Genomic DNA, 25,902 nt, shown 5'->3' with positions numbered 1-25,902 from the left:
CTCACAGAGACATTGTTTCGGGTACAGGGTAGCATTACGTGAGGGGGGTGTCAAGGAGATGTAGGTATGTTACCATACGCATGAAGGTGAGTTTCTTGCCGGGGGGGGGGTGAGGCGAAGCCTCTTCCAAGAAAACTCTTTGTTAGCGCGAAGAAGTTCTGGGCCGCGACGTTGGCTGAGCCTGTCGAAGCCAACGTCGCGGTGGCTTCGACAGGCTCAGCCAACGCGACGCACCCCCACGAACCCAAGGCTTCTTCGCGCTAACAGCGGGTTGAAGGGCGCAGCCCTACAAATTCTAGTCATTCTCAAACGAAGACGAACGTGATAGCAAGGATAACCACCCATGATGATGGGGTCGCCCGGACGGGCATTGCGCCAAGAGGCCGAGAAGCCTAAGGATGTTGTGGCGACGCTGCGTCGCTTTGGTACCTATGTGCGGCCTTGGTGGTATCTGTTGGTGCTGACGGTCTTGATGATCATTGTGGCCACGGTCTTTCAGGTTGGCACTGCGCCCCTGATTGGCCAAGCGGTTGACTGCTACTTTCTGCCCCGTCTGGATACCTGTTGGTATGATCCAGCAGCAGTAGTGGTCGCGCCAGAGGAGCGATTGAGGGGCTTGGCTGGCCTGGTGCTGCTCATGAGTGGCCTCTTTGCAACCGGCGCACTGCTTCAGGGGATCGCCTTCTTTAGTATGAATTGGGTCGGCCAACAGGCGCTACGCCGCATCCGCGAGGATACCTTTGCCCAAATTCAGCGGCTCTCGGTGGGCTACTATACGCGCAACGAGGCTGGGAATATCATGAGCCGCATTACCAGTGATACCGATACCATTCAGCAGGCTCTTGGCTTTGCGCTGCTCAGTGTGATCAGTGGGGTGCTTCAGCTCCTTGTGACCGGCGTGCTCATGTTGGCGACCAATCTGACCTATGCGCTGCTGAGTCTCAGTGTGGTGCCGGTAATGATCTTGGCGACGCTCTATTTCTCGACGCAGGCACGCAAAGCGTTTCGCACCAGCCGCCAGCAGATGGGCAATGTGAATGCCGGGCTGCAAGAGGGGATCGCTGGGATGCGCGAGGTGCAGGCTTTCAACCGCGAAGCAGAGAGCATCGCACAGTTCCGGGCGGCCAATGCGGCCAACCGTGATGCCAATGTGCGCGCCGCAAGTTTCACCAGTGCGCTCAACCCGGTGCTAGAGGCGCTCGGCTATGTGGCCATTGCCATTGTGGTGGTCGTAGGTGGCCTGAGCGCCCTGCGCGGTCAAGCTCTGCTGGGCAGCGGGGTGATCTCGCTCGGCATGGTTTTTGCCTTCATCCAGTATGTGCAGCGTTTCAACCAGCCCATTCAGCAGATTGCCGTCCTCTGGACCAATTTGCAGAGTGCGGTAGCTGGAGGTGAGCGCATCTTTGGCCTGATTGATACCGATCCAGAGCTCCTGGATCGGCCTGATGCCTATGAACTACCACCGATCAACGGGCGGGTTGTCTTTGATGCGGTGCATGCGGCCTACATTGCCGATCAACCTGTGTTACGCGGCGTCAGCTTTGTGGCCGAACCGGGCCACATGGTAGCGATTGTGGGGCCAACCGGCGCGGGCAAGACAACGATTATCAATCTGATCCCACGCTTCTACGATGTGGCTGCGGGTAGCGTAACGATTGATGGCCACGATGTACGCATGGTGACTGCGGCCAGCCTACGTCGTCAGATCGGGATTGTGCTTCAGGATTCCTTCCTCTTTGCCGACACCGTGATGAACAACATTCGCTACGGGCGGATCGCCGCCAGCGACGCCGAGGTCATTGCGGCGGCGCAACTCGTTGCGGCCCACGAGTTCATCGAGCGACTGCCCAATGGTTACCAGACCGTCTTGGGCGAACGGGGCGGCGGCCTCAGCCAGGGCCAGCGCCAACTGCTCGCCATCGCCCGCGCAGCCCTCGCCGATCCGCGCATCCTTATTTTGGACGAAGCGACCAGCAGTGTGGATACGCGCACCGAGCGGCTGATCCAACGGGCCTTCGACCAACTGCTGATCGGGCGCACCAGTTTTGTCATTGCCCACCGGCTCAGCACCATACGCAACGCCAACGTGGTACTCGTAGTTCAGGACGGCCAGATTGTGGAACGGGGCACCCATGATGAATTGCTTGCGCTTGAGGGGGCTTACTACGCACTCTACATGAGCCAATTTAGCCATGCGGAAGTTTGAGGGAGCGCTGTCCCAAAGCCCTCTTTTTTCTTTCGGTTTGGCGGTGCAGCCGCCAAACCGAAAGAAAAAACGGATTAGCGCGAAGAAGTTCTGGGCCGCGCCGCGTGGCTTCGACAGGCTGGCTTCGACAAGCTGGCTTCGACAAGCTCAGCCACCGCGCCACCGCGCCACCGCGCCGCGTGGCTTCGACAGGCTGGCTTCGACAAGCTCAGCCACCGCGCCACCGCGCCACCGCGCCGCGTGGCTTCGACAGGCTCAGCCAACGTTGCGGCTCAGAGCTTTTTCGTGCTAACAAAAAACTTGTTAGCGCGAAGAAGCCTTGGGTTGGCAGGTAGATTGTGCTACCATGGCGTATGGGTTTCTTTCCACACAATCCGCGTCGTGTGTTCTTGCTGCTTGCTGCCCTGGTGGGGGCACTGCTTATGGTGCTTCTGGCAGTACCAAAGAGCATGGCGACAACAGCGTTGCGCTGGAGCGATCCAGTAGCTATTTCCGAGTTGGACGACGAAGAGATGACCATTGCTGGCGTGCCAGCACTCGCGGTTGATCATTATGGTTCAATCCATACCGTTTGGCATAGTGTCAAACTAGATATAAGTGAACAGCGTGAGCCGGGCACACAAGCGGCAGCCTATCATGATCTGTTGATCTACCGAGCGCGCATTGATGATACATGGACAACAAGCTCAATCATATTTCAGCGTGAACGTCCATCGCTGGGTGATGCTGGGTCAACCCTCAGTGGTGGGGCGGGGATGTATAATCCCGCTTTTGAGCTACGGGGACAGTTGCTGACCGGGCGTGATAGCAAGCTCCATATGTTGGTGGGTAATACGGGACGCCAATGGTTTCTCACGGCAGCCCTCGATGAGGTGGTGCGTAACCTGTTGCTCTTTCCGCCATGGCCATTGAGCCAAGGCCCACATAGCCATATGGCGTTGGATCAGCATGATGGCACCCTGCATATGGTGATGAATGAGATTCCTCCGGGTATTGAAACGATTGCTCAGATGTTAGAGGGTGATTCTGAACGAAAAATCTGCTCCGATTGCCCCTATATTTTCTACCGCTTTTCTGATAATGGTGGTACCATCTGGTCATTAACCGAGAATCTCTCGGATGATGAGCAGGATGAGCAGGATGAGCAGGATGAACAGGATGAGCAGGATCAGCAGGATCAGCAGGAGGATGCCCATGCGCTTTATCCCCAGATCACGGTGGATGAGCGCCAGCGCGTACATGTCATATGGGAAGAGCGGAAGAATGCAGATGCTGTAGGGGGGCAATTGGTCTACCGCTACGCTGATGCTGGCGCTACAGATTGGAGTACTCCGCGCAAGCTGGGGGTGCTTGATGAACCAGTGACCCAAGCGGTATTAGGGCTGAACCAAGCCAACACGCTCATGCTGGTCTACCGGGGCACGCGGAGTAACAGCGTCTTCTACCAATCTTCGTCTGATGGTGGGAATACATGGACATCCCCACGGATCATTCCAGATGTGCAGGCGCGCGGGCAGCGCCAGGCGCTCTACCCGCGCTTTAGCATGGCCGCCGATAGTCAAGGCCACATCCATCTGTTGATGGTGGGCCTACAGCCGGGCAGCGGTAGTGCGACAGCGCAGTTGTTGCATCTGCATTGGGACGGTCAGCGTTGGTCGGCACCAGTACGGATAGCGACGGGTGCCGATAATCCGCTGGGCCCGCAATTGGTGATTGAACGAGGTAACCGACTGCATGCGCTCTGGTTTACTAGTAACTTCCATCCAGTGAGCCGCGCCGAGCAGCAGTTGGTCTGGTACAGTAGCGCTCAACTTACCGCACCAGAGCAAGCACCAGCGCCCACCTTTACGCCCCATCCTGATACGTTGCCCACAGCAACGCCTGAGCCGGTGATTCTGCCCACCCCCACGCCCCTCGCAGAGCAACTAGCTAGGCTTGAGACGCTTGATGGCCCGCCCCTCTGGGAACTGCGTGGGCTCCAGGGGGTAGGTGTGGGCCTGTTGAGTGCGGCACTGCTGATCTCGTTTGTCGGCATGGTCTATTTGCGTCTACGGCGCTAGAGGTACAGAGATTTTCACCACAGAGGCACCGAGGACACAGAGGTTTTGAGCTTGAGCATACGAACACCTAACAAGCATGTCAAGCCGACTGAAAAGAAATTTAGCGCTACGTTAGGGGCAACTTGTACCGTATGGAGACCATGAAGAGACAGATCTCCCGGCGCGAGTTTTTGGCGACTGCGGCGCATACGACGGCTGCGGGGTTGTTGCTGGCCTATGGTTTGGAGTGGCAGCCGTTGGCTGCGCCATTTGCGGATGCGAGTGGGCTGGCGGTGCCGCCTGGTACCAATGAGGATGCTGGTCAACTTTTGATTCTGAATAATCCAGGGGGACAGCCCAATTTTAGTGGCTATCTGAGCGAAATTCTGCGTACCGAGGGCTTTGTGAGTCTGCGCCGGTTGCATGTGGCTGAGTTGAATGAGCAGGCGTTGGCCGCTGTGCAGGTGGTGTTGCTCGGGCCTGGGGCGCTGCATAGTAGTCTCGTGGCGCTGCTGCATGATTTTGTACTACAAGGCGGGGTCTTGGTGGGCTTTCAGGCCACTGGGCAACTCGCTGAACTCTTTGGCGTACATGATTTGGGTGCCAGGGTTGCCGGTGATTATGTGCAGATGATTAGTGAGCATCCTGATCTGGCCGGGCTGGAACGAGGGCCGTTGCAGGTGCATGGGCCGTGCGCCCGCATTGCGCTCGCGGGGGCCGACGTGCTGGCCACCAACCAAGCAGGTGATCCGTTGCTCTGTTGGCACCAAGTGGGGCGCGGGCGGACACTCTATTGGGCCTATGATCTGGCCCGTTGCATTGCGCTACTGCGTCAGGGTAATCCTGAGTGGGCCGACCAGGAGCGTGATGGAATGGAGGGGATTCGGGCGAGCGATCTTTTCTACGGCTGGATCGATCTGGAGCGCATGGCCGTGCCGCAGGCCGATCTTCAGCAGCGCATGTTGAGCCTGTTGCTGGAACTGTTGGTCCAAGCGGGGCCACCGCTCTTGCGCCTCTGGTACTTCCCGGAGGGTGCGCCAAGTGTGTTGGTGGCAACCGGCGATGCCCATGGGAGCCGCGTGAGCCATATTGAGCAGTTGTATACTGCGGTGGAGCAGCACGCTGGCACGGCTTCGGTCTACTATACGCCACCAGAGAGCGATCTGCTGGGGCGGGCGACGCGCCGTTCGCGTTGGGCGTTGGCGGAGTTACCACTGGTGGGCGGACGGCTACGGGGGAATGATCCGCTGCCTACGCCTGCCCAGATTGCCGCGTGGCGGGCACGGGGTCATGAGTTTGGCATGCATCCGTATGTTGAAATGGGGCTAGAGCCGGGCTACAATACCTACTGGAACGATTTTATCAAGCATGGCTATGGGCCGTTGCCGCCAACAGTGCGGACGCACCGCATTCTCTGGCATGGTTGGGTTGAAAATGCACGTATCCAGGCTCGCTACGGCTTGCGGATGAATCTCGATCACTACCACTCCGGGCCAGCGGTACGCCATGCTGATGGCACATGGGCCTACGGCTACCTGAGTGGCACGGGCCTGCCTATGCGCTTTGTGGACAACGACGGGGCGCTATTGAGTGTCTACCAGCAACCCACCCAACTCGTAGATGAGCATCTGATGCCGGTCTTTGCGACCGGCTTTGAGGTAGGGTTGAGTGGCGCAGAGGCTGCGGAGGTGACCATGGCCCAAATTGCGGCGAGTGTGGCCCACTACCCGGCGGCATTGGGGCTACAATGCCACATCGATCCCTTTTTGTTTGGTGGGAACATTGCCGAGGAAGTGGGCACATGGCTTGCCACAACCCTGGAGTATGCGGCGAGCCAAGGGCTGCCGATCATGAGTGCCGAGCGCTGGTTGAACTTCATCGAAGCGCGTCAGGCCCTTCAGATCGGAGCCACCTTTTGGGAGGCTGACACCCAACGGCTCACGGTAGAACTCAAGGTGCCCCCCAATCCGGTTGGCCCAGCCGTGCTGCTCTTGCCACTGCGCCACGGCACCCGGGAACTCCGCGAATTCGGCTTGGCGGCGCAGCAAACAACCAGCGCACCGCAGATCACCCTTGCGGGGCGCACCTATGCAACGGTGGCACTGCCGCCAGCACAGCAACGGGTCGTGGCGGTCTATGGGTAAGATAGAAGGAACGTACAAATCTATGCAGGCAATCACCCAACACCACTTGAGTAAGTATGTTGGCCTCGCCCTCGTGTCGGGTTCTATTTTGGCGCTACAGATCACCTTTACGCGCATCTTTTCGCTGATGATCTGGCACCATTTTACCTATCTGGTAATTGGTGTGGCGCTGTTGGGTGGTGGTGCTGCGGGTACGTTCCTTGCGGTGCGCCAGTGGGACGATGAGACACTGCGTCGTCGGGTGGGTGGGTTGGCGTTTATTTTTAGCGTCATTGTGCTGCTGAATCTCGTGGCGATACGCTATGTGGCGATTGATCCGCTGCGAGCAGCACAGTTGGTGCAATCAATTATTGGCCTGATTATCTATTTTACCTGCCTCTTTGCCACCTTCTTCAGTGGGGGCTTAGTGGTGGCAGCGATCTTTAGCCGCTGGGCCGAGCAGGCTCACCGGCTCTATTTTGCCGATATGCTTGGTGCGGGTGTGGCGACCGTGGGGGTGCTGGTGATCTTGCAGATCTTCAGTGGGCCGGGCACGCTTGCCTTGGTAGCGATCTTGGCCATGCTGGCCGCCTTCCTTCTAGGGATTGAGGGGAATCCAAAGTTGCGTGCTGCACTCCCGCTGATCCTTGTGGCTCAGGTGGGCCTGCTGCTGCTGCTGGTCAATCGCCCGTTGGCCCTGCCGGTGCCGGAATCGAAGGAGTTGGGTTGGGCCCAACGCTTCCAAAATAGTCGCCCCGAATTTACGCGCTGGGACCCGGTGGGGCGGGTGGATGTGATGCCCGAAATGGTCATTACCGATCCCATGATTGTTGGGGCGGTCAGTTCGGCCTATGAGCGTGAGGGCGCGCCGGAGTTGCCGCTGCGCCTCGTGACGATTGATGGGACTTCGATGACCGGCATGTATGCCTTTGATGGCAGTGAGGCCGATCTAGAGCGCTTCCGCTTCCTCGATCACGCGGTGATCAGCGCGGTCTACCATTTGGGCCTCGAAGAACCCAGTACGCTCAAGATTGGCGTGGGTGGCGGCTTGGATATTCTGCTGGCGCGGCTCTACGGTGCCAGCAGTATCACTGCGATTGAGTTGAACCCCAGTATTGTGGCGCTGCTCAATGGCCCCTATGCCGACTATACCGGGCGCATTGCGGAACATCCGAGTACCGAGTTGATTGTGGCTGAGGGGCGTAGTTTCCTGACGCGCACCGATCAGCAGTATGACATCATTCAGGGTATTGGCTTGGACAATCTCGCAGCCCTATCGGGTGGTGCCTATGTCTTGGCCGAATCCTACATCTACACGGTCAACTCGTTGGAACAATCGCTGAACGCCCTATCGCCCAACGGGGTCTTTTCGTGGACACGCGATGTGAACAGTCCCCCGCGTGAGATGTTGCGGCTGACGGGCCTGGCGGCGGAGGCGTTGCGGCGCATGGGGGTGAGCGAGCCGGGGGCGCATATTGCCATTGTGGCCAACGAGAGTGGGCAGAATGCGACGCTGCTGGTGAGTCGCTCGCCCTTTACAGCGGAGCAGATGAGTACACTGGAGACATGGGCGGTGGGCAATAACTTTGAACCGCTTCAGCATCCTCTGGTGCGCCTCGATACCACCTTTGCCGACTATATCTATGCGCCCGACCCGCGTGCCTTTGAGCGCGACTATCCCTTCCACATCTTTCCGGTAACTGATGATAATCCTTTTTTCTACAACTACTTCAAGTGGAGCAATCTGCACTTTGATCAAGCCTATGAAGGGCGTTTGAACCGCTTCCCGATTGGCAACCTGATTCTGCTCACGATGTTCAGCATGGCGCTGTTGACGGCGGTCATCTTCATTGTTGTACCGCTGGCGCGCTACAAGCGTGACGGGTTGCGTACCTCGGCGACGCTGCCGGTGCTGATCTACTTCAGCCTCTTGGGGGCGGGCTACATCTTTGTGCAGATTGTGCTCATCCAGCGCTTCACGCTCTTCATTGGCTACCCGATCCATGCCGTGACCACCACGATTGCCAGTATGCTCGCCTTCTCGGCTTTGGGCAGCCTCTTGGCCCGTAGTCGGATCGAGACGGCGGGGCAACTGCGGAATGTGCTGCTGCTAGTCGCCGTACTCATTATGGTCTACATTGTCGCCCTGCCGCCCATCTTTGCCAGCCTCTTACGCCTGAGCGATCCTATGCGTATTCTGACGAGCGTACTGCTCTTGGCGCCGCTTTCGATGGTGATGGGCATGCCCTTCCCGACGGGCTTACGGCGGCTAGGGGTGCAGGCGCCGGGGCTGGTACCGTGGGCCTGGGGTATGAACGGGGTCTTCTCGGTACTTGGCTCGGTGCTGGTGATCATCATCAGTATGCTGAGTAGTTTCACCGTTGCTTTGGCTGTTGGGGCGCTCTGCTACCTCAGTGCTGCCGTAGTGAGCATGGCGCTCTGGCGCGTGCGCGGCGAGCGTAGTAGCTATGAGGCTACCGAAGTCTTTAGCCCAGAGGCACAGCGGGTGTAGGGGGCCGTGATGGAACCCGGTTCCCGCACGCATTCCATCGTCCGATGGGAAACAGGAACGAGTATGACCGTCTCACCCGCCCAGCGTAGTACACAACGCATCGTCGCGATTGACGCACTGCGCGGCGTGGCGCTGCTCATGATGGCGCTCGACCACTCTAGCTTCTTTGTGGGCGCAGGCTTGCAGGCCGAATCGTATGGGGGCCAGGTGGTCTTTTTGCAGAGTATTGCCTATTGGGGGAGTGGGCTGCTGACCAATCTCGCCTCGCCGATCTTCTTCCTCTTGGGGGGCTATAGTTTGGCGCTCTACGCAGCGGGGCAGCGGCGCAAAGGCAATCCAGAGGGGGCCACGACGCGCTATATGCTGATCCGCGCCGGGGTGATTCTGGTACTCGATCTGACCATTTGTAGCTATTTTTGGATGGGCGACGCACCCTATGCCCATGTGCTAACAGCCCTCGCGGCCTCGATGACCCTATTGAGTCTTTTGCGTCTACTGCCGACGGCGTGGCTGGCGGGGGTAGCCTTGGGGACACTGCTGCTGCATCAGGCGGTGGTGGCTTCTATGGCCGATGCGTTGATGGCCGGGGCAACGCAGCCCTTCTGGCAGGCTTTTTGGCTTACCTATAGCTACGAGACAACCCCCCCGGCCCATTTTGCGGTCTTGGGCTGGGGGCCGCTGATGTGGTTGGGCTATGCCTTGGGGCAATACCAGGCGGCACCACTGCTGCGCCGGGCGCGTACATGGGCCTTGGGTGGCCTCGCGCTCTTGAGCCTCTGGCTAGGCTTACGGCTTATTGGCGGCTTTGGCGACTTAGGGGCCTTTGGGTTGGTGGGCGACAGCCCCGCGCACTTCCTGGTGATGAGCAAAGCGCCCCCAAGCCTCACCTACTTCGCCTTCAACCTTGGCATCGCCGGACTCATCTTAGGGGGCTTCTACGCCTGGCCGCGCCTATTTGACCGTGGGCCGCTCCAATTTCTCGTGCTGGTCGGTCAGGTCTCACTCTTCTTCTACGTAGCTCACATTGTAGTCTACCATTATGTAGCGCAACTCATGGGCCTGGTGGAGCTACCGGGGCCACGGGTCATCTGGGGCTATAGCGCCTGGTTGCTTGGCCTGCTCGTCTTGTGGCCCCTCGCGGCGAAGTATCGAACGCTGCGAAAGCGCTATCCGCGTTACTTGAGCTATGTGTGAGCATACCATTGGAGATTGCAGATTGTAGATTGGAGATTGCCGAACATGGCGTCCCATAGGCCATTGTAACATGTCATCGTGCAAGAAACGAGTGAACAAGCCGAAGCACCAGACCACAGATGAGGTCTGGTGTTTGTCGTTTCCAACCAATGTTAAGCGCCTTTCTGATCGAATTTTTTGAACTCTTTGCCTCCGAAACCACTACGACCATCCCGTCTGTCCGGTGGTGCTTTGCTCCTATCCATCGCCACGGCGGGTAGCGACAACTTGGTTTGTGGTGGTGCCATGATTCGCTGTGGGGCCGCTGCTACGCCCCTACGGGGTGCTTGGGCGACTACGGGTGGCCCTCACCCCCTACCCCTCTCCTTTCAACGATAGAGTTTTTTGGAAGTATTGGATTGGATGCGGTGTCAAGGATGTGCTCATGGAACGCGGACAAACGACCTGCGAGGTGGGCGCCGTGCAGCCACCATGCGTAGCCCCACAGACCCAACGGCGCACACCTGGCAGGTCTGAGGTACCAACGGCTCATGAGACCTCGCAGGTGCGGCGCGGTGGGATCGTTGACGCCCTCATGGTGGCGGCACGCGCCCCACCTGCCAGGTCATGTGCGCTGCTCTTGGTTCATTGGAGCGCGTCAAAAACCCTTTACACACCAAAAGGTGCTGCCTTGTCTCAATGGATCGCGTGAGAACGCGGCGGAGCAAAAAAGTCTCTACCTGAAAGCCCCTCACTCCTCCTCCAGCAGCCCCGCCGCCGCCGGATTGGCGACGAAGCTCAGGATGCGGGCGATTAGTGCGGTATCCTCCACATCCAGACCGGCGGCAAGCTGCGCTAGCTCCCGTTCGCCCGCCCAGATGCGCTGGGTGGCCGTGGCGATGCGCCAACCATCCGCTTCAAGTTGGGGCAACAGCGCCTCGATCTCTGCCCGCTGCGCCCTGTGCGTTGCCGCAAAGAACGCAAAGAAGGTACAGAGAATTGTACCACAGAGAACCCATGTCTCCTCGGTGTATTGTCGCAAAAGAGCGCGAAAGAGGTATAGAGAATATAACCACAGAGACACAGAGAACACAGAGAGGTTTGTGGCAAGGCAATTACTGTATTTGTTGGCGCAAAAACCTCAATACAAAACCTCTGTGTCCTCGGTGCCTCTGTGGTGCAATGCTCGGTAGCTCTCCTAGCTCACTGCTCCGCCATGGGCGGCGCAGTAAACATATAGCCTGCCCCGCGCACACTGATGATGAACGAGGGCGTTTGGGGGTCGGGTTCGATCTTGCGGCGCAGGCGGTGGATGCGGGTTTTGACCAGATCACGGGCTTCTTGGGTTGAGCAGCAGGCTAGTCCGAGTACCTCGCGGGCGATCTGTTCGACTGAGATGATTTGGTTGCCGTGGCGTGCGAGGTAGAGCAGCAGTTCAAATTCGCCGGGCGAGAGCGGGAGTGGGCGTAGGCTGAGGGCGGCGCGCCGCCGGATCGGGTCGAGTTCGAGGGCACCCAAGCGCAGCGTGCTGTTCTCTAAAAAGCCCGGACTGGGCTTGGGGCGCTCAAATTCGGTGGCACGGAGAATGTGGCTGCTCAATTGGCGTAGCAGCGCCGCACGGGTAATCCGTACCTGCCGCCGCTCAAGGGCGGCCCGTACGCGATTCTCTAGGATTTCTTGGCCGATTGGGAGACACAGGTAGGCAAAAGCCCTATGATCCAACGCGCCCATCAGCGATTCAATCGTCGCCCCATGGCTGATCAAGATGACTTCGAGTTCCGGATCGCGTGAACGCGCCTCCCGTAAGAGCGCCACTCCGTCAGTATCGGGCAAACGGATGGTGGTGATCAACACCGCATAGGTCGTCATGGCCAGACGGTCGAGCGCCTTTGCTCCACTGCCAACGCTCGTCACACTGAAACCAGCACTGCGTAAACGCGCTTCAAACATCATTCGCTCGATCGCATCGCCTGTCACCAGAAGGAGACGCTCTTGATTGATCATGGTGTTGCTTGCTCCACTGTGAGCCATGATGTGAGGGGTTTTCGGGGAGGGCGAAGCCCTCCCCGAACCCATCCCTTTCACGATTCTTTATCTGATGGTAACCATACGGGGGTACACGCTAACGGAAAAGAACCAAAGGTACTGTTTGCTGGGGGGTTATTTTTCCTAGTACTGTAGTACTATACCGTGTCATAGGTGCGCTCTTATGCCGCTAGGCATAGTGCGGAGCGCGACTGCCCCATGGCAGATTGTTTCAAAACGGTAAATGAACGTTTCCTTAAAATAAATATCCTTCACTTGTTGCAACGGCAACTATCGCATAAGATACTATTAGCGCCGTGTGCCGCGTGGCATGTGCGCGTCCTATGCGTGCGTGCCTGCGGCAGACCTCGTGTGTTTGCAGTATAATCCCCGCGAGGCAGGTGCTGCATGGCTTGCCTCAAGTGCCTACCACATAAGGAAGGACCTGTTTGATGACGACGTTGGATACCGATACCCTAGAGATGGTGCTGGCAACCATCCGTGAGTATGCCGAGAAGGAACTGAAACCGGAGTTCCTGCGGGAGCTGGACGAGCGTGATGAGTTTCCCCATAAGGTGCTGCAAGAGCTCTATGATGCGGAGAAGATTGGTGTCCATCTGATCTTCATTCCTGAAGAGTATGACGGCCTTGGCGGTGGTGCCTATGATGTCTACCGCGTCAGTGAGCAGATGGCACGCATTGATTTGGGTATCGCTACGGGTGTCCTTGCTACGTTCTTGGGTACCGATCCGATTGTGGTTGGTGGCACTGAGGAGCAAAAGGCCCATTGGATGGGTCGTATTGCTAATGAGGGTATGTTGGTAGCCTATGGCGCGACTGAGCCCCAGGCTGGCTCTGATCTTGGTACGCTGACTACAAAGGCGGTGCCGGTTGAGGAGGATGGCCGCGTTGTTGGCTATAAGCTCTCTGGCCGCAAGCAGTGGATTTCCAATGGTGGCGTCGCGCAACTCTATACGATTCTTGCCAATGCGCCCGGCGGTCCTTCGTGGTTTGTGCTTGAGGCAGGACAGCCCGGTTTTGGCTATGGCAAGCCGGAAGATAAGCACGGTATTCGTGCCTCCAATACGGCGGCCCTCTTTCTCGATGAGGTCTTTGTGCCCGCTGAGAACCTCGTCGGTGGCGTTGAGGGCCAGGGTCTCGCCCAAGCCCAGGCGGTCTTTGGCTATACCCGTTTGATGGTTGGTTCCTTTGGGCTTGGTGGTGGCTGGGCGCCACTGGAACGGGCTATTCGCTATAGCCAAACCCGTGTCCAAGGCGGCGGCTTGCTCTCTACGAAGCAGGCTTTTACCCATAAGCTGCTGGTGCCCAATGCGGTGCGCCTTGAGGCGGCGCGCTCCTATATTGAGTGGGTGGCCGAGCGCATTGATAGTGGTAAGCCCGATCAGCAGACTGAGGGTGCGGTAGCGAAGTATTTTGCGACCGAGAGTGGCAATAAGGCTGCTGAGGATGCCATTCAGGCCCACGGCGGCTATGGCTATACCAAGGAGTATATGGTTGAGAAGCAGAAGCGCGATGTGCGGATCACCTGTATCTACGAGGGTACCTCGGAGATTCTGGAGTGGACAATTGCGCGCGACCGCTGGCAGGCTCACCTGAAGACGCGTGGTATGTTCTATAACGATTGGGCGACCCAATTGGAAGCGCTTGCCCGTACCAATGCGGAGAGTGGTGCTGCCCATGCGGCGTTGGCCATGCGTGCCCTCGCGGTGCTCATGGAGCGCTGCCGTCTCGACCGGCTCACGCGCAACCAGCATATCCTCTTCCGCCTCGGCGAACTGATTGCCTGGGCCGAGACTGCGGCGATCTTTTGTGAACGTTCGCTCAATACCCCCAGTGTTGCTGTGCCCTTTAGCCCCGAAATGCAACGCACCATGGCCCGTGTCCACGCCCGCGAAGCGGCAATGAAGGTGGCCACCGACGGTCTGCGTTGGTGCATCAGCGCCGGGCAGAGCGACCCCAATCTGGCGAATCAGCTCAATCTGCCCGCGATCTACAATGCCCAAGCGGGGCAGATTAGTGATATGAATAGTGTGGCGGAAGCGTTGATTGCGGCGTTTCCGGCGGATGGGTAGAGGGCAGAAGAACAGAGGAACCAATGAACATGTGAACCAATGAACAGATGAACAGGTAAGAAACTTAAGGTATTTTCTGTTCTTTTGTTCTTTTGTTCTTCTGTTCTTTTGTTCCTCCGTTCGTCTGTTCATCTGTTCCTCCGTTCCTCCGTTCTTCTGTTTCTCTGTTCTTTCCTGCTTGGAGTAGACCAATGGATCATACACATCGCGCCATCGCTGTTGTTGGTGTTGGCGCAATTCTCCCCGATGCGCTGAATGCGCGTGCGTTTTGGCAGAATATTCTGGCGCGACGCTATAGTATCAGTGAGACGCCTCCTGGTCGCTGGAGCGTTGAGGCCTATTTTGACCCCGATCCCGCTGCGCCCGATAAGACCTATTCTAAGATCGGTGGTTGGGTGCGCGATTTTTCGTTCGATTGGCAGCGTTTTCGTATTCCGCCTAAGGTGGCGGCGGCGATGGATCAGGGGCAGCAGTGGGCGGTGACGATTGCTGCTGAGGCCTTGGCTGATTATGGTTTTCCTGATCGCGCTCTGAATACTGAGAATACTGGGGTGATTCTGGGGACGGCGATGGGTGGTGAGTTGCATTATCTCACCAATCAGCGCGTGATTTTTCCTGAATTTGCCCACTATTTGCGCTCGACGCCCGCCTTTCAGGCGCTGCCGCCCGCAGCGCAAGCGGCGATGTTGGCTGAGTTCCACGCGGCGATGAACCGCGATCTGCCGGGGGTCAGTGAGGACTCGATGCCCGGTGAGTTGCCCAATATTGTGGCTGGGCGTGTGGCGAATGTTTTGAACCTGCGCGGCCCCAATTTTATTGCCGATGCCGCTTGTGCCTCTACCTTCGCTGCGGTTGCTGCGGCGGTTGAGATGCTCTGTGAGGGCCACGTTGATGCGGTACTCACTGGCGGCGTCGATCGCAATATGGGTATCTCTACCTTCGTGAAGTTCTGCAAAATTGGGGCTCTCTCGGCTACCGGCACGCGACCCTTTGGCGCTGGGGCCGATGGCTTTGTGATGGGTGAGGGTGCCGCTGCCTTTTTGCTTAAGCGTTTGGAAGATGCTGAACGCGATGGCGATAAGATCTATGCTGTGATTCGTGGTGTCGGTGCCTCCTCCGATGGTAAGGGCAAGGGCATCACTGCGCCCAATCCGCTGGGCCAGGTCTATGCAATTGAACGCGCCTGGCAACATGCTGGTCTTGATCCCGCCACGGCCACCCTCGTCGAGGCTCACGGTACCAGTACCCGCGTCGGTGATGTGGTGGAGATCGAGAGTCTTACGAAGGTCTTTGGTGGGGCCGAGCGTGGGCGCATTGGCCTCGGTTCGGCCAAGAGTAATATTGGTCACCTTAAGGCTGGGGCCGGGGCGGCTGGGTTGCTCAAGACGATCTTTGCGCTGCATGAGAGGGTGTTGCCGCCGACGCTCAATGCTGATCCCTCCAATCCCAATGTGGACTTTAGTCAGACGCCCTTCTATCTGCTGCACGAGGCGCGTGAGTGGGAACGGCCTGCGGCGTTCCCGCGCCGGGCTGCGGTGAGTGCCTATGGCTTTGGGGGTACCAATTTCCATCTGGTGTTGGAAGAGTATGTGCCGGGCATGCTGCGGACTGAACCGCAACGCTATGCTGGGGCGGATGTGCCAACTAGTGGCGCTAGTTCCAGTGGTGGCCACTATACCGCCCCGCCCCAGGTGGCCCAGAAGCCGCCCCTGCGCGGTATCCTGGCTCTTGGCGCGGCGACGCCCGCTGCGTTGGCTGAAAAGCTCGCAGCGACCCTCGCCCGTGTGCGTGGTGGCTATACGCCGCCCGTCGCGTCGCCCGATCCCGCCGAGTTGCGCCAGGCCGAGCGCTTGGTTGTGGATTTCGCCAATGGCAATGATCTTGCCGAGAAGTTGGCTAAGGCGATGAAGGCGGCTAATCTGAACCTTCCCGCCGCATGGAAGCCTTTGGCCGCCCAAGGTGTCTTCCGAGGTAGCGGCCAGCCCAATGGCAAGATTGCCTTCCTCTTCCCCGGCCAAGGGAGCCAGTATCTCAATATGGGCCGCGAGTTGGCCCAGGCATCCCCGGCGGTCGCTCGGGTCTTCCAAGAGGCCGATGCGATCATGACGCCTATTCTGGGCCGTCCGCTTACCTCCTATCTCTTTGTGGAGAGCGATGATCCGGCGGTACTTAAGCAGGCTGAACGCGCCCTGATGCAGACCGCGATCACGCAGCCCGCCATGCTCACGCTCGATATTGCTATTCTTACGCTGCTCGCTGAGTATGGCATCCAGCCCGACATGGTGATGGGCCATTCGCTCGGTGAGTATGGCGCACTTGTGGCCGCTGGTGTGATGCCCTTCGCCGAGGCGCTGGAGGCCGCTGCGGCCCGTGGGGCCGAGATGACCAAGGTGAGCGTTGATGATAACGGCTGGATGGCGGCGGTGATGGCCCCCCTCGATTTGGTTGAGCAGACGATCAATGCGGTTGATGGCTATGTTGTCGCCGCCAACCTCAACAGCTACAGCCAGGCGGTCATCGGTGGCGCGAGCCAAGCGGTTGAGCAGGCGCTTGAGGCTTTTGTGGCCAAGGGATTCCAAGCCCAGCGTATCCCGGTCAGCCACGCCTTCCACACCAAGATTGTCGCCCCGGCCTCCAAGCCGCTCCGCACCCTTTTGGATCGCCTACAGATCTCGTCGCCGCGCATCCCGCTGGTGGCCAATGTGACCGGCGAGCTCTACCCGACCGACGTTGAGCAGATCAAGGACATCCTTGAACGCCAGATCGCCTCGCCGGTGCAGTGGGTCAAGGGGCTTGAGACGCTCTACCGCGAGGGTTGCCGCATCTTCGTTGAGTGTGGCCCCAAGAAGGCGCTCAAGAGCTTTGTGGATGATGTCCTCGGACGCAATCCCGATCTGCTGTCGCTCTTTAGTAACCACCCCAAGACTGGCGAACTGGCCAGTTTCAACCAGGCGCTCTGCGGCCTCTATGCGGCGGGCTGTGTCCCCGAAGCGAGCCCCGCGCCCGTCGTGCAGGCACCAGTGGCCAGTCTGGCCACGCCAAGCGCCTACCCTTCGGCAGTGGATGCCAAGCAAGTCCAGACCAGTCCGGTGGAGGATACTCGCGTGATCAATGAACCAAGTAATGGGCATAGTTCCAACCCCGACCTTACCGCTTTGAGCAACCTGTTGGTCCAAGCGTTCCAGGGGGGCAATGCGCCCCAGCACGGAGCGCAGCAGGTCTACGACCGCAACCGTCCGCCCAGTGGCTCCGTGGTTATCTCCGGCACAGGCCTGGGCTTGCCCGGGGCCGAGAAGCCGGTCATGGCTGAAGATAATGTTGCCCGTATCCTGCGTGGCGACCAGTTGATTGACCTGATTCCGGAACGCTTCCGGCGCAAGATGCTCGCCAAGCACGTTACGCGGGTGGTGAAGGACGATAATGGCGGTGGTAGTTTCCAGACGATTGAAGATAGCGCCGAGGTGATTAAGCTGGCCGGACGGCCCGGCAGTTTCGACCTTACCGCCGAGTATGGCGTGCCCGCCCGCCTGGTGGAAGCGCTCGATTCCACCAGTCAGCTTGCTATCGCCGCTGGCCTCGATGCGCTGCGCGAAGCGGGCATTCCGCTCGTGCAGACCTACAAGAAGACCAGTCGCGGGACGTTTCTGCCTGATCGCTGGTTGCTGCCCGAAGCGCTGCGCGACGAGACGGGGGTCATTTTCACCTCCGCCTTCCCTGGGCTGGATCGCATCGCCGATGAGTTTCAGCGTTACTACGAGCATGAGGCGCGCCAAGCGTTGCTGGAGGAGCTTGAGGCGCTACGCGCCGAGGTGCGCGACGAGCAGACCCTTGTGGCGCTCAGTCGGCGCATTGTGGCGCTGCGTGATGAGCTTGCGGAGCAACCCTATGAGTTTGATCGCCGCTTCATCTTCCGCATTCTGGCGATGGGCCACAGCCAGATGGCTGAGTATATCGGCGCACGCGGCCCCAATACCCACGTCAATGCCGCCTGCGCCTCCACCGCCCAAGGCATCGCCCTGGCCGAAGACTGGATCCGCAGCGGGCGCTGCCGCCGCGTCTTGGTGATCGGCGGCGACAACGCCACCAACGACCAGCTTATGGAGTGGATCGGCGCGGGCTTCCTGGCGACGGGTGCCGCCGCCACCGACGACAAGGTGGAAGAGGCTGCCCTGCCCTTCGACCGCCGCCGTCACGGGACGATCCTGGGCATGGGGGCGTGCGCCCTGCTGATCGAGAGCGAAGACGCCGTGCGCGAACGCGGCATGCGCGCCATTGCCGAACTGCTCGCCAGCGAGACGAGCAACAGCGCCTTCCACGGCACGCGCCTCGATGTGCAGCACATCAGCCAAGTGGTTGAGAGTCTCGTTGGGGCTGCCGAGCGGCGCTTCGGTGTAGACCGGCGTACCATGGCTGCACAGACCGTCTTTGTCAGCCACGAGACCTTCACGCCCGCCCGGGGCGGCAGCGCCTCGGCGGAAGTGGCGGCGCTACGCAACGTCTTTGGGCCCGCCGCCAACGAGATCGTCGTCGCCAACACCAAGGGGCTCACTGGCCACCCGATGGGCGTCGGCATCGAAGACGTAATCGCGGTCAAGATTCTGGAGCATGGTATTGTTCCGCCGGTGCCCAACTACCGCGAGGTTGACCCCGATCTTGGCAGCCTCAACCTGAGTCGTGGTGGACGCTACCCCGTGCGTTACGCCATCCACTTTGCGGCAGGCTTCGGCTCGCAGCTCGCCCTGACGCTACTGCGCCGCATCCCTGGGGCCGCCGAGCGCATTGATAGCCGCCAGCGTTACGACTACTGGCTGGCCCAAGTGGCGGGCTACGACCGCGCCGCGACCGAAGTGGTGCAGCGGGTCTTGCGCGTCCAGGCCCAAGGCGCACCGCAGCGCATGCCCGCGCCGAGCAGTTGGCAGCCCGGCACCAGCCCCAGCCAGCGCGCCGCCTACGCCCCCGACCTCGCAGTGAGCCACGCGCCCCTCCCGTCCGCACCGAGCTACAGCCCCGCGCCCCCGCCGCCCGCCTACAGCAACAACGGCAGCAGTGGCAACGGCAGAATCAGCCCCGCCCCCGCGCCCGCCCCGGCCCCCGTGGCTCACGCGCCGGTGCCCGTGCCCTCCGCGCCGGCCCCCGTGGCCCCCGCGCCGGTGCCCGCGCCCGCCCCCGCGCCCGTGGCACCCGTCAATGAAGCCGCCCCACTCGTCACTCATCACTCGTCACTCGTCACCGATCCCGTCGAAACCAAAGTCCTCAACCTGGTTGCCGAGAAGACCGGCTACCCCCTGGAGATGCTCGACCTCGACCTTGATCTCGAAGCCGACCTGGGCGTAGACACGGTCAAACAGGCCGAGACCTTCGCCGCCGTGCGTGAAGCCTTCGCCATCCCGCGCATTGACGACCTGCGCCTGCGCGACTACCCCACCATGCGCGCCGTCATCGGCTTCGTGCGCGACCAGCGCCCCGACCTCGCCGCTGCCCCACTGATCACGGACAACCCACCACCGACCACGGACACCGCCCCACTCATCACTCATCACTCGCCACTCGTCACTGACACCGCCCCACTCATCACTCATCACTCGTCACTCGTCACTGATCCCGTCGAAACCAAAGTCCTCAACCTGGTCGCCGAGAAGACCGGCTACCCCCTGGAGATGCTCGACCTCGACCTTGATCTCGAAGCCGACTTGGGCGTAGACACGGTCAAACAGGCTGAGACCTTCGCTGCCGTGCGTGAAGCCTTCGCCATCCCGCGCATTGACGACCTGCGCCTGCGCGACTACCCCACCATGCGCGCCGTGATCAGCTTCGTGCGCGACCAGCGCCCCGACCTCGCCGCCGCCCCACTGATCACGGACAACCCACCACCGACCACGGACACCGCCCCACTCATCACTCATCACTCGTCACTCGTCACTGACACCGCCCCACTCATCACTCATCACTCGTCACTTGTCACCGATCCCGTCGAAACCAAAGTCCTCAACCTGGTCGCCGAGAAGACCGGCTACCCCCTAGAGATGCTGGATCTCGACCTTGACCTCGAAGCCGACCTAGGGGTAGACACGGTCAAACAGGCCGAGACCTTCGCCGCCGTGCGTGAGTCCTTTGCCATCCCGCGCATTGACGATCTCAAGCTCCGCGACTACCCGACATTGCGCTCGGTAATCGGCTTTGTCCACACCCACCGCCCGGATTTGAGAGGCGGAGCGTTGGAGACGCGGGGAGGCGAGGAGTTGGAGACGCGAGGACGCGAGGACGCGAGGACGCCTCCCGCATCCTCGCCTCTCGCCGCTTCGCCTCTCGCCGCTTCGCCTCTCGCCGCTTCGCCTCTCGCCGCTTCGCCTCTCGCCGCTTCGCCTCCCACCACCGACCCCGTCGAAACCAAAGTCCTCGATCTCGTCGCCGAGAAGACCGGCTACCCCCTAGAGATGCTCGATCTCGACCTTGACCTCGAAGCCGACCTGGGCGTAGACACGGTCAAACAGGCTGAGACTTTCGCCGCCGTGCGTGAGTCCTTTGCCATCCCGCGCATTAACGACCTCAAGCTCCGCGACTACCCAACGCTTCGTTCCGTGATCGGCTTCGTCCACACCCACCGCCCGGATTTGGGAGGCGAGGAGTTGGAGACGCGAGGAGGCGAGGACGCGAGGACGCCTCCCGCATCCTCGCCTCCCGCATCCTCGCCTCCCGCATCCTCGCCTCTCGCCGCTTCGCCTCTCGCCTCCCCGCCTCTCGCCGCTTCGCCTCTCGCATCCTCCTCCTCCGCCCCCCGCCGCGTTGTCGTGCCGGTGCTGCGGCCCGCCCTCGATCTCTGCAAAGCGACCGGCGTGAACCTTGAGAGCGGACGGGTCTTGGTGCTGCTGGATCAGGGTGGCGTTGGCAAGGCTCTGGTGGCCCGTCTGGAGAAGCGTGGGGTTGACGTCATCAGCATTGAGACGCCGCCCGACGATGCGGCGCTGGTGGCGCTGCTTGAGCAGCAGCAGGCCAATGGGCCGCTTACCGGCATCTATTGGCTGGCGGCACTCGATGCCGAGCCGGAGCTTGAGGAGTTGGATCTGGCGCAGTGGCGCGAACTGAACCGCGTGCGGGTCAAGAACCTCTTCCTCGCCACCCACACCATGCTGGCGGGCCAGGCCGAAGATGCCGCGCCCTTCCTTGTTGTGGCGACGCGCATGGGCGGGCTGCACGGCTACAGCGAGGATGGTGCGCTCGCGCCGCTGGGCGGGGCGGTCACCGGCTTTGCCAAAGCCTACAAGCGCGAACGCCCCGCTGCCCTCGTCAAGGCGGTGGACTTTGAGGCGGGGCGCAAGAGCGCCGAGCCCGCCGAGCTGCTCATTGCCGAGACGCTCAGCGATCCTGGTGTGGTTGAAGTGGGCTACCACGACGGCCTGCGCTTCAGCGTTGGCTTTAGCGAGCGCCCCGCTGCTGATGGTCAGCCGGGGATGCAACTCAATGGTGAGACGGTCTACTTGGTGACCGGCGCAGCCGGTGGCATCACCAGCGCGATCATTGGCGATTTGGCTCAGGCCGGGCAAGGGGGCCACTTCTACCTGCTCGATCTGACGCCCGCGCCCGCCGCAGATGATCCCCAGATCGCCCGCTTGCGCCAGGGGCGCGACGTGCTCAAGGCGGCCCTGATTGCCGAGGCGCAGGCCAAGGGCGAACGGCCCACGCCCGTGCAGATCGAACGGGCCATGATGGGCGTCGAACGGAGCGAAGCTGCCCTGCGCGCTATCGAAGCGGTGGAGCAGGCGGGCGGCACTGCACACTACATCAGCCTTGACCTGCGCGACGGCGCGGCGCTTGCGGCGGTGGTAGACGATCTGCGCGAGCGCCACGGGCGACTCGACGTACTGCTGCACGCCGGTGGCATCGAGATCAGCCGGGTCCTCAACGAGAAGTCGCCCGACGAGTTCAACCGCGTCTTCGACATCAAAGCCGACGGCTTCTTCAGCCTCCTGCGTGCCGCCAAGGGGCTACCCATTGGTGCCACCGTTGCCTTTAGCTCCGTGGCCGGGCGCTTCGGCAATAGCGGCCAGAGCGACTACAGCGCGGCCAACGATCTGCTCTGCAAACTGAGCAGCAGCATGCGCCGCTGGCGTCCCGAGACGCGGGCGATCACCATTGACTGGACCGCCTGGGGCGGGATCGGCATGGCCACCCGTGGCTCCATCCCGCGCATCATGGCAATGGCCGGGATCGACATGCTCCCACCGGAAGTGGGCATTCCCACGATTCGCCGCGAACTCACCGCTGGCGCCACCCGCGACGAGATCGTGGTTGGCCTGGGCCTCGGCGTCCTCGTCGCCCCCTTCGACCCGCATGGCGGCCTTGACCCCGCCAAGCTTGCCGCCAACCTCGCCGCCCGCGAGCGCCCCCTGCTGATGGTGGGCAGCCTGCGCAGCGCCGACCTCTACGAGGGCATTGTTGCCGAGACGACGCTCGATCCGGCGCAGCAGCCCTTCCTCTACGACCACCAGATCGAAGGCACGCCGGTACTCCCCGGCGTCATGGGCACCGAAGGCTTCGCCGAACTGGCCAGCCTCCTCGTCCCCGGCTTCAGCGTGGCCCGCATCGAACGTGAAGAGCTCGACAGCCCCGTCAAGTTCCACCGCAACCAGCCGCGCCCCCTAACGCTCAGCGCCTTCATCCACCCGGCTGACAACGGCGACCTCATTGCTCACACGGCACTGCGTTCCACCTTCCAGCCCTCCGTAGCCGCCGGGCAGACCCCGCCACCCGCCATCGAGACCGTCCACTTCCGCGCTGAGGTGCGGCTCAGCCGTCGTGCGCCAGCCCAGCCCCAGGGTGAAGTGCCGTCACTCAACGGCAACGCCCAGGTCATCGCGCGCGACGCCATCTACCAGGTCTACTTCCACGGCCCAGCCTACCAGGTGCTCGCCCAGGTCACACTCAACGACGAGTCGGCCATCGGCCTCATGGCCAACGACCTCCCCGCCGACAGCGTACCCGCCGACGTAGAGCAGTTAGTGAACCCACGCCTACTCGAACTCTGCTTCCAGACGGCTGGCGTCTGGGAGATCTACCAGAGCGAACAGATGGCACTCCCCTCAGCCTTCGACAGCCTCATCGTCTACCGCAACCTGAGGGCAGCCCCAGCCGACACCCGCATCTACGCGGTGGTAAGCCACCACGCGAGCGGCAACGGCTTCGACGCCCGCGTCCTCGACGACCAGGGCAACGTCTACCTCGATCTCAGCGGCTACCGCACCGCGAGGCTCCCGGGCCGAGCGAAATTGTAGGTGCATGAGGAGAGAGGAGAGGATCCAGAGGATTACACCACAGAGGCACCGAGGGCACAGAGGGGTTGTAATTGGAGATAATCCGACAGGTGGTTGCTTTACTACAAATTTCTCTGTGTCCTCGGTGCCTCTGTGGTGAAATGCTCGGCATCTCTTCAAATTTCTCTGTGTCCTCGGTGCCTCTGTGGTGAAATGCTCGGCATCTCTTCAAATTTCTCTGTGTCCTCGGTGCCTCTGTGGTAAAATGCTCGGCATCGCTCTAAAACTCCCCGCCCGGCGGACGCAGCCGTTCAAGCAGCAAAAAACTGCTGGCCGTGGTGAGCATCAAGATGGTACTCATGGCTAACGCTTGTGCATAATTGAGCGCACCCGGCTGACCAAGAAAACGGAAGATCATCACCGGCAGGGTGGGTTGGTCGGGCCGTGCGAGCATGAGACTGGCACCAAATTCGCCCAGCGAAACCGTGAAAGCAAAGACTGCCCCGGTAGCCAATGCCGGGGCAATCTGTGGCAACTCGACCCGCAGCCAGGCGCTGATCGGCGTAGCGCCGAGCATAAGCGCGGCTTCACGCTGGTGACGTGAGCGTGCCCGTAGCACTGGTAGCAGCGAGCGGATCACAAAGGGGAGCGCCACGAGGCTATGCAGCAACGGCAAAAGCCACGGCGACGTGCGCCACTGCGTGAGGCCCAGTTGGTTGAGCGCCACAAGATAGCCTAAACCCAATGTGACCGCCGAGATACCCAAGGGCAGCATAAAGAGCGCATCGAGCAGCGCGGCCAGCCGCACCTGTTTGCGCGGGCGACGGGCTAACAGGTAGGCCGTCGGCAACCCAATCAGCAGCGCGAGCAGCGTCGTACTGGCTGCAATGCGTAATGAATTAAACAGAGCCACCGTTGGCGGCACAAAGAAAGCCGAGCCGGTACGATTCTCATTGAGGGCGCTATAGGCTGCCAACGTAAAGGGCCAAGGGCTCTCTGCGGGCGCAAGGAGCGAACGCAACACCAATGCGGCGAGGGGCAAGCCCAAGAGCAGCAGGATCAGCGCACTATTGGCCCCCACCAGCAGCTTGGCCCCCAGGCTACGTACTGGTCGCGCCGCAACACTCCGTGCCTGAAGTTCGAGCGGCACCGCGACCCGCGCCGCCACGCGCGTATAGGCCACACTCAGCAACAGCATACAGACCGCCTGGATGAGCGCCAGCGTCGCGGCCACATCCAAACGCAGCAATTGCGCCGTTTGACGATAAATCTCAACCTCCAGCGTAGCCATGCGCGCCCCACCGAGAATCACAATCACCCCAAAGCTCGTAAAGGTAAAGATAAAGATCAGCAGCGCCGCTGCGCCCAACGCAGGCAACAAGAGCGGCAACGTAATCCGCAGCAACACCTGATAGCGCCGCGCCCCCAGCATCATCGCCGCCTCGCCCATACGCGGATCGAGGTGCTGCCAAAAGCCACCCACCATCCGCAGCACAATCGTATAGTTGTAGAAGACATGGGCCACCAGCACCAGCCCCAGCCCACTGCCCAATTGGAACGTTGGCAGGCCCAATCCAGCCAACAACGGCCCCAACAAACCACGCGGGCCCAGCAACGCCCCAAACGCCACCGCAACCACAATCGTGGGCAATACAAAGGGAATCGTGGCTAAAGCCCGCAACAGGCTCTTACCCGGAAAATGGTAACGCGCAAAGACATACGCCCCCGGCATGCCCACCAGCAGCGTCAAGAGCGTCGAAAGCAGCGCCTGCCAGATGGTAAAGCCAAGCACCCGCCAATAGTAGCCCTGCTGCAAAGCCGCCCAAGCCCCGCCCAACCCATCGGCAAAACTCAAGCGCACAATCGCCCAAAGCGGCAACACAAAAAACAGCCCCAGAAAGGCCACTGGGAAGAACCAACCAAACCATGTTAGACAGCGCCAAAGCATGTTGAGGAAAGGAGAAAGGAGAAAGGAGAAAGGAGGGGATAGGCTACGCTGAAAGCCACCAGCGCATCCTGATGCCGCGAACCTATTTTCTATTTTCTCGTTGCTGTATTCTTCGCTGTAGTATCGTTAAGAGACGATTAAACTCTTGATTTTGCCCTCCAACAATGCTACCATACTTAGGAAGCATCAAGGGAACGACGAGAATCCTGGGAACCTGAACAGCCGAATACGCGCAGCCACAACGCAAGCGTCTCTCCTCAGTTGTAAAAGAAAAGGTGTGCATTCGGGGACTGGCGTGCGTCAGAGGAAAGGGGTTGGCCTTCTGAGCCACTCCGGGAGACTGACAGATAAGCGCTGGGTCACTGAAGAGTGACCGGATGCTCTACGAGCGACGGGGCTGCCTCTCGCGGCAAAGCTCAAGGTGTTAGGGGCACAACAACGTTGCCCACGCCAGGGTTGAGCCATACCCGACAGCAACAGCTAGCCCGGTGGGATACACGCTATCCCCCGCAGGCCGAGCGGCCAAGGGTCTGCC

The 25,902-nt window shown here is 60.5% G+C and carries 11 protein-coding genes; 8 read left to right on the top strand and 3 right to left on the bottom strand.

From position 1 onward, the window contains the following. Positions 1 to 343: 343 nt before the first annotated feature. From CJ255_RS01245 to CJ255_RS01225, 6 genes are all read left to right on the top strand, one after another. Positions 344 to 2,206, top strand: coding sequence for an ABC transporter ATP-binding protein (locus CJ255_RS01245; RefSeq protein ID WP_097642273.1), 1,863 nt, complete (start codon positions 344 to 346; stop codon positions 2,204 to 2,206). A 43-nt stretch (positions 2,207 to 2,249) separates the two neighbouring features. Then, positions 2,250 to 2,498, top strand: coding sequence for a hypothetical protein (locus CJ255_RS22365; RefSeq protein WP_124681779.1), 249 nt, complete (start codon positions 2,250 to 2,252; stop codon positions 2,496 to 2,498). A 46-nt stretch (positions 2,499 to 2,544) separates the two neighbouring features. Then, the gene (locus CJ255_RS01240; RefSeq protein ID WP_124681778.1) at positions 2,545 to 4,266 is read left to right on the top strand and encodes a hypothetical protein; all 1,722 of its coding nucleotides are present in this window, start codon (positions 2,545 to 2,547) and stop codon (positions 4,264 to 4,266) included. Between the two features lie 140 nt (positions 4,267 to 4,406). Next, complete coding sequence (locus tag CJ255_RS01235) at positions 4,407 to 6,389, top strand: hypothetical protein (RefSeq protein ID WP_124681777.1); 1,983 nt, start codon at positions 4,407 to 4,409, stop codon at positions 6,387 to 6,389. Between the two features lie 22 nt (positions 6,390 to 6,411). Continuing rightward, positions 6,412 to 8,880 carry a spermidine synthase family protein gene (locus CJ255_RS01230; protein WP_245863101.1) on the top strand — a complete coding sequence of 823 codons (2,469 nt, stop codon included), beginning with the start codon at positions 6,412 to 6,414 and terminating at the stop codon, positions 8,878 to 8,880. 63 nt (positions 8,881 to 8,943) lie between these two features. Continuing rightward, on the top strand, positions 8,944 to 10,074 hold the full coding sequence (locus tag CJ255_RS01225; RefSeq protein ID WP_097642270.1) for a heparan-alpha-glucosaminide N-acetyltransferase domain-containing protein: 1,131 nt from the start codon (positions 8,944 to 8,946) through the stop codon (positions 10,072 to 10,074). 730 nt (positions 10,075 to 10,804) lie between these two features. Here CJ255_RS01225 and CJ255_RS01220 read toward each other — a convergent pair. Next, on the bottom strand, positions 10,805 to 11,095 hold the full coding sequence (locus CJ255_RS01220; protein ID WP_097642269.1) for a hypothetical protein: 291 nt from the start codon (positions 11,093 to 11,095) through the stop codon (positions 10,805 to 10,807). Positions 11,096 to 11,256: 161 nt separating this feature from the next. Next, the gene (locus tag CJ255_RS01215; protein WP_165774517.1) at positions 11,257 to 12,057 is read right to left on the bottom strand and encodes a response regulator transcription factor; all 801 of its coding nucleotides are present in this window, start codon (positions 12,055 to 12,057) and stop codon (positions 11,257 to 11,259) included. Positions 12,058 to 12,530: 473 nt separating this feature from the next. On the opposite strand from CJ255_RS01215, the gene CJ255_RS01210 reads away from it, so the two are divergent. Both CJ255_RS01210 and CJ255_RS01205 read left to right on the top strand, forming a co-directional pair. Next, positions 12,531 to 14,171, top strand: a complete 1,641-nt coding sequence (locus tag CJ255_RS01210; protein WP_097642267.1) for an acyl-CoA dehydrogenase family protein — start codon at positions 12,531 to 12,533, stop codon at positions 14,169 to 14,171. Positions 14,172 to 14,362: 191 nt separating this feature from the next. Beyond that, positions 14,363 to 23,440 (top strand): type I polyketide synthase, encoded by a 9,078-nt coding sequence (locus tag CJ255_RS01205; RefSeq protein ID WP_097642266.1) that lies wholly within the window; start codon positions 14,363 to 14,365, stop codon positions 23,438 to 23,440. 259 nt (positions 23,441 to 23,699) lie between these two features. Here the strand turns inward: CJ255_RS01205 and CJ255_RS01200 are convergent, their stop codons facing one another. Next, positions 23,700 to 25,367 carry an ABC transporter permease gene (locus CJ255_RS01200; RefSeq protein ID WP_097642265.1) on the bottom strand — a complete coding sequence of 556 codons (1,668 nt, stop codon included), beginning with the start codon at positions 25,365 to 25,367 and terminating at the stop codon, positions 23,700 to 23,702. Positions 25,368 to 25,902 lie beyond the last annotated feature (535 nt).

The sequence above is a fragment of the Candidatus Viridilinea mediisalina genome, from assembly GCF_002532535.1.
GTDB classification, from domain to species: Bacteria; Chloroflexota; Chloroflexia; order Chloroflexales; family Chloroflexaceae; genus Viridilinea; species Viridilinea mediisalina.
Note: the sequence above shows the minus strand (reverse complement) of the source record. Positions and strands in the feature narration are given on the sequence as shown.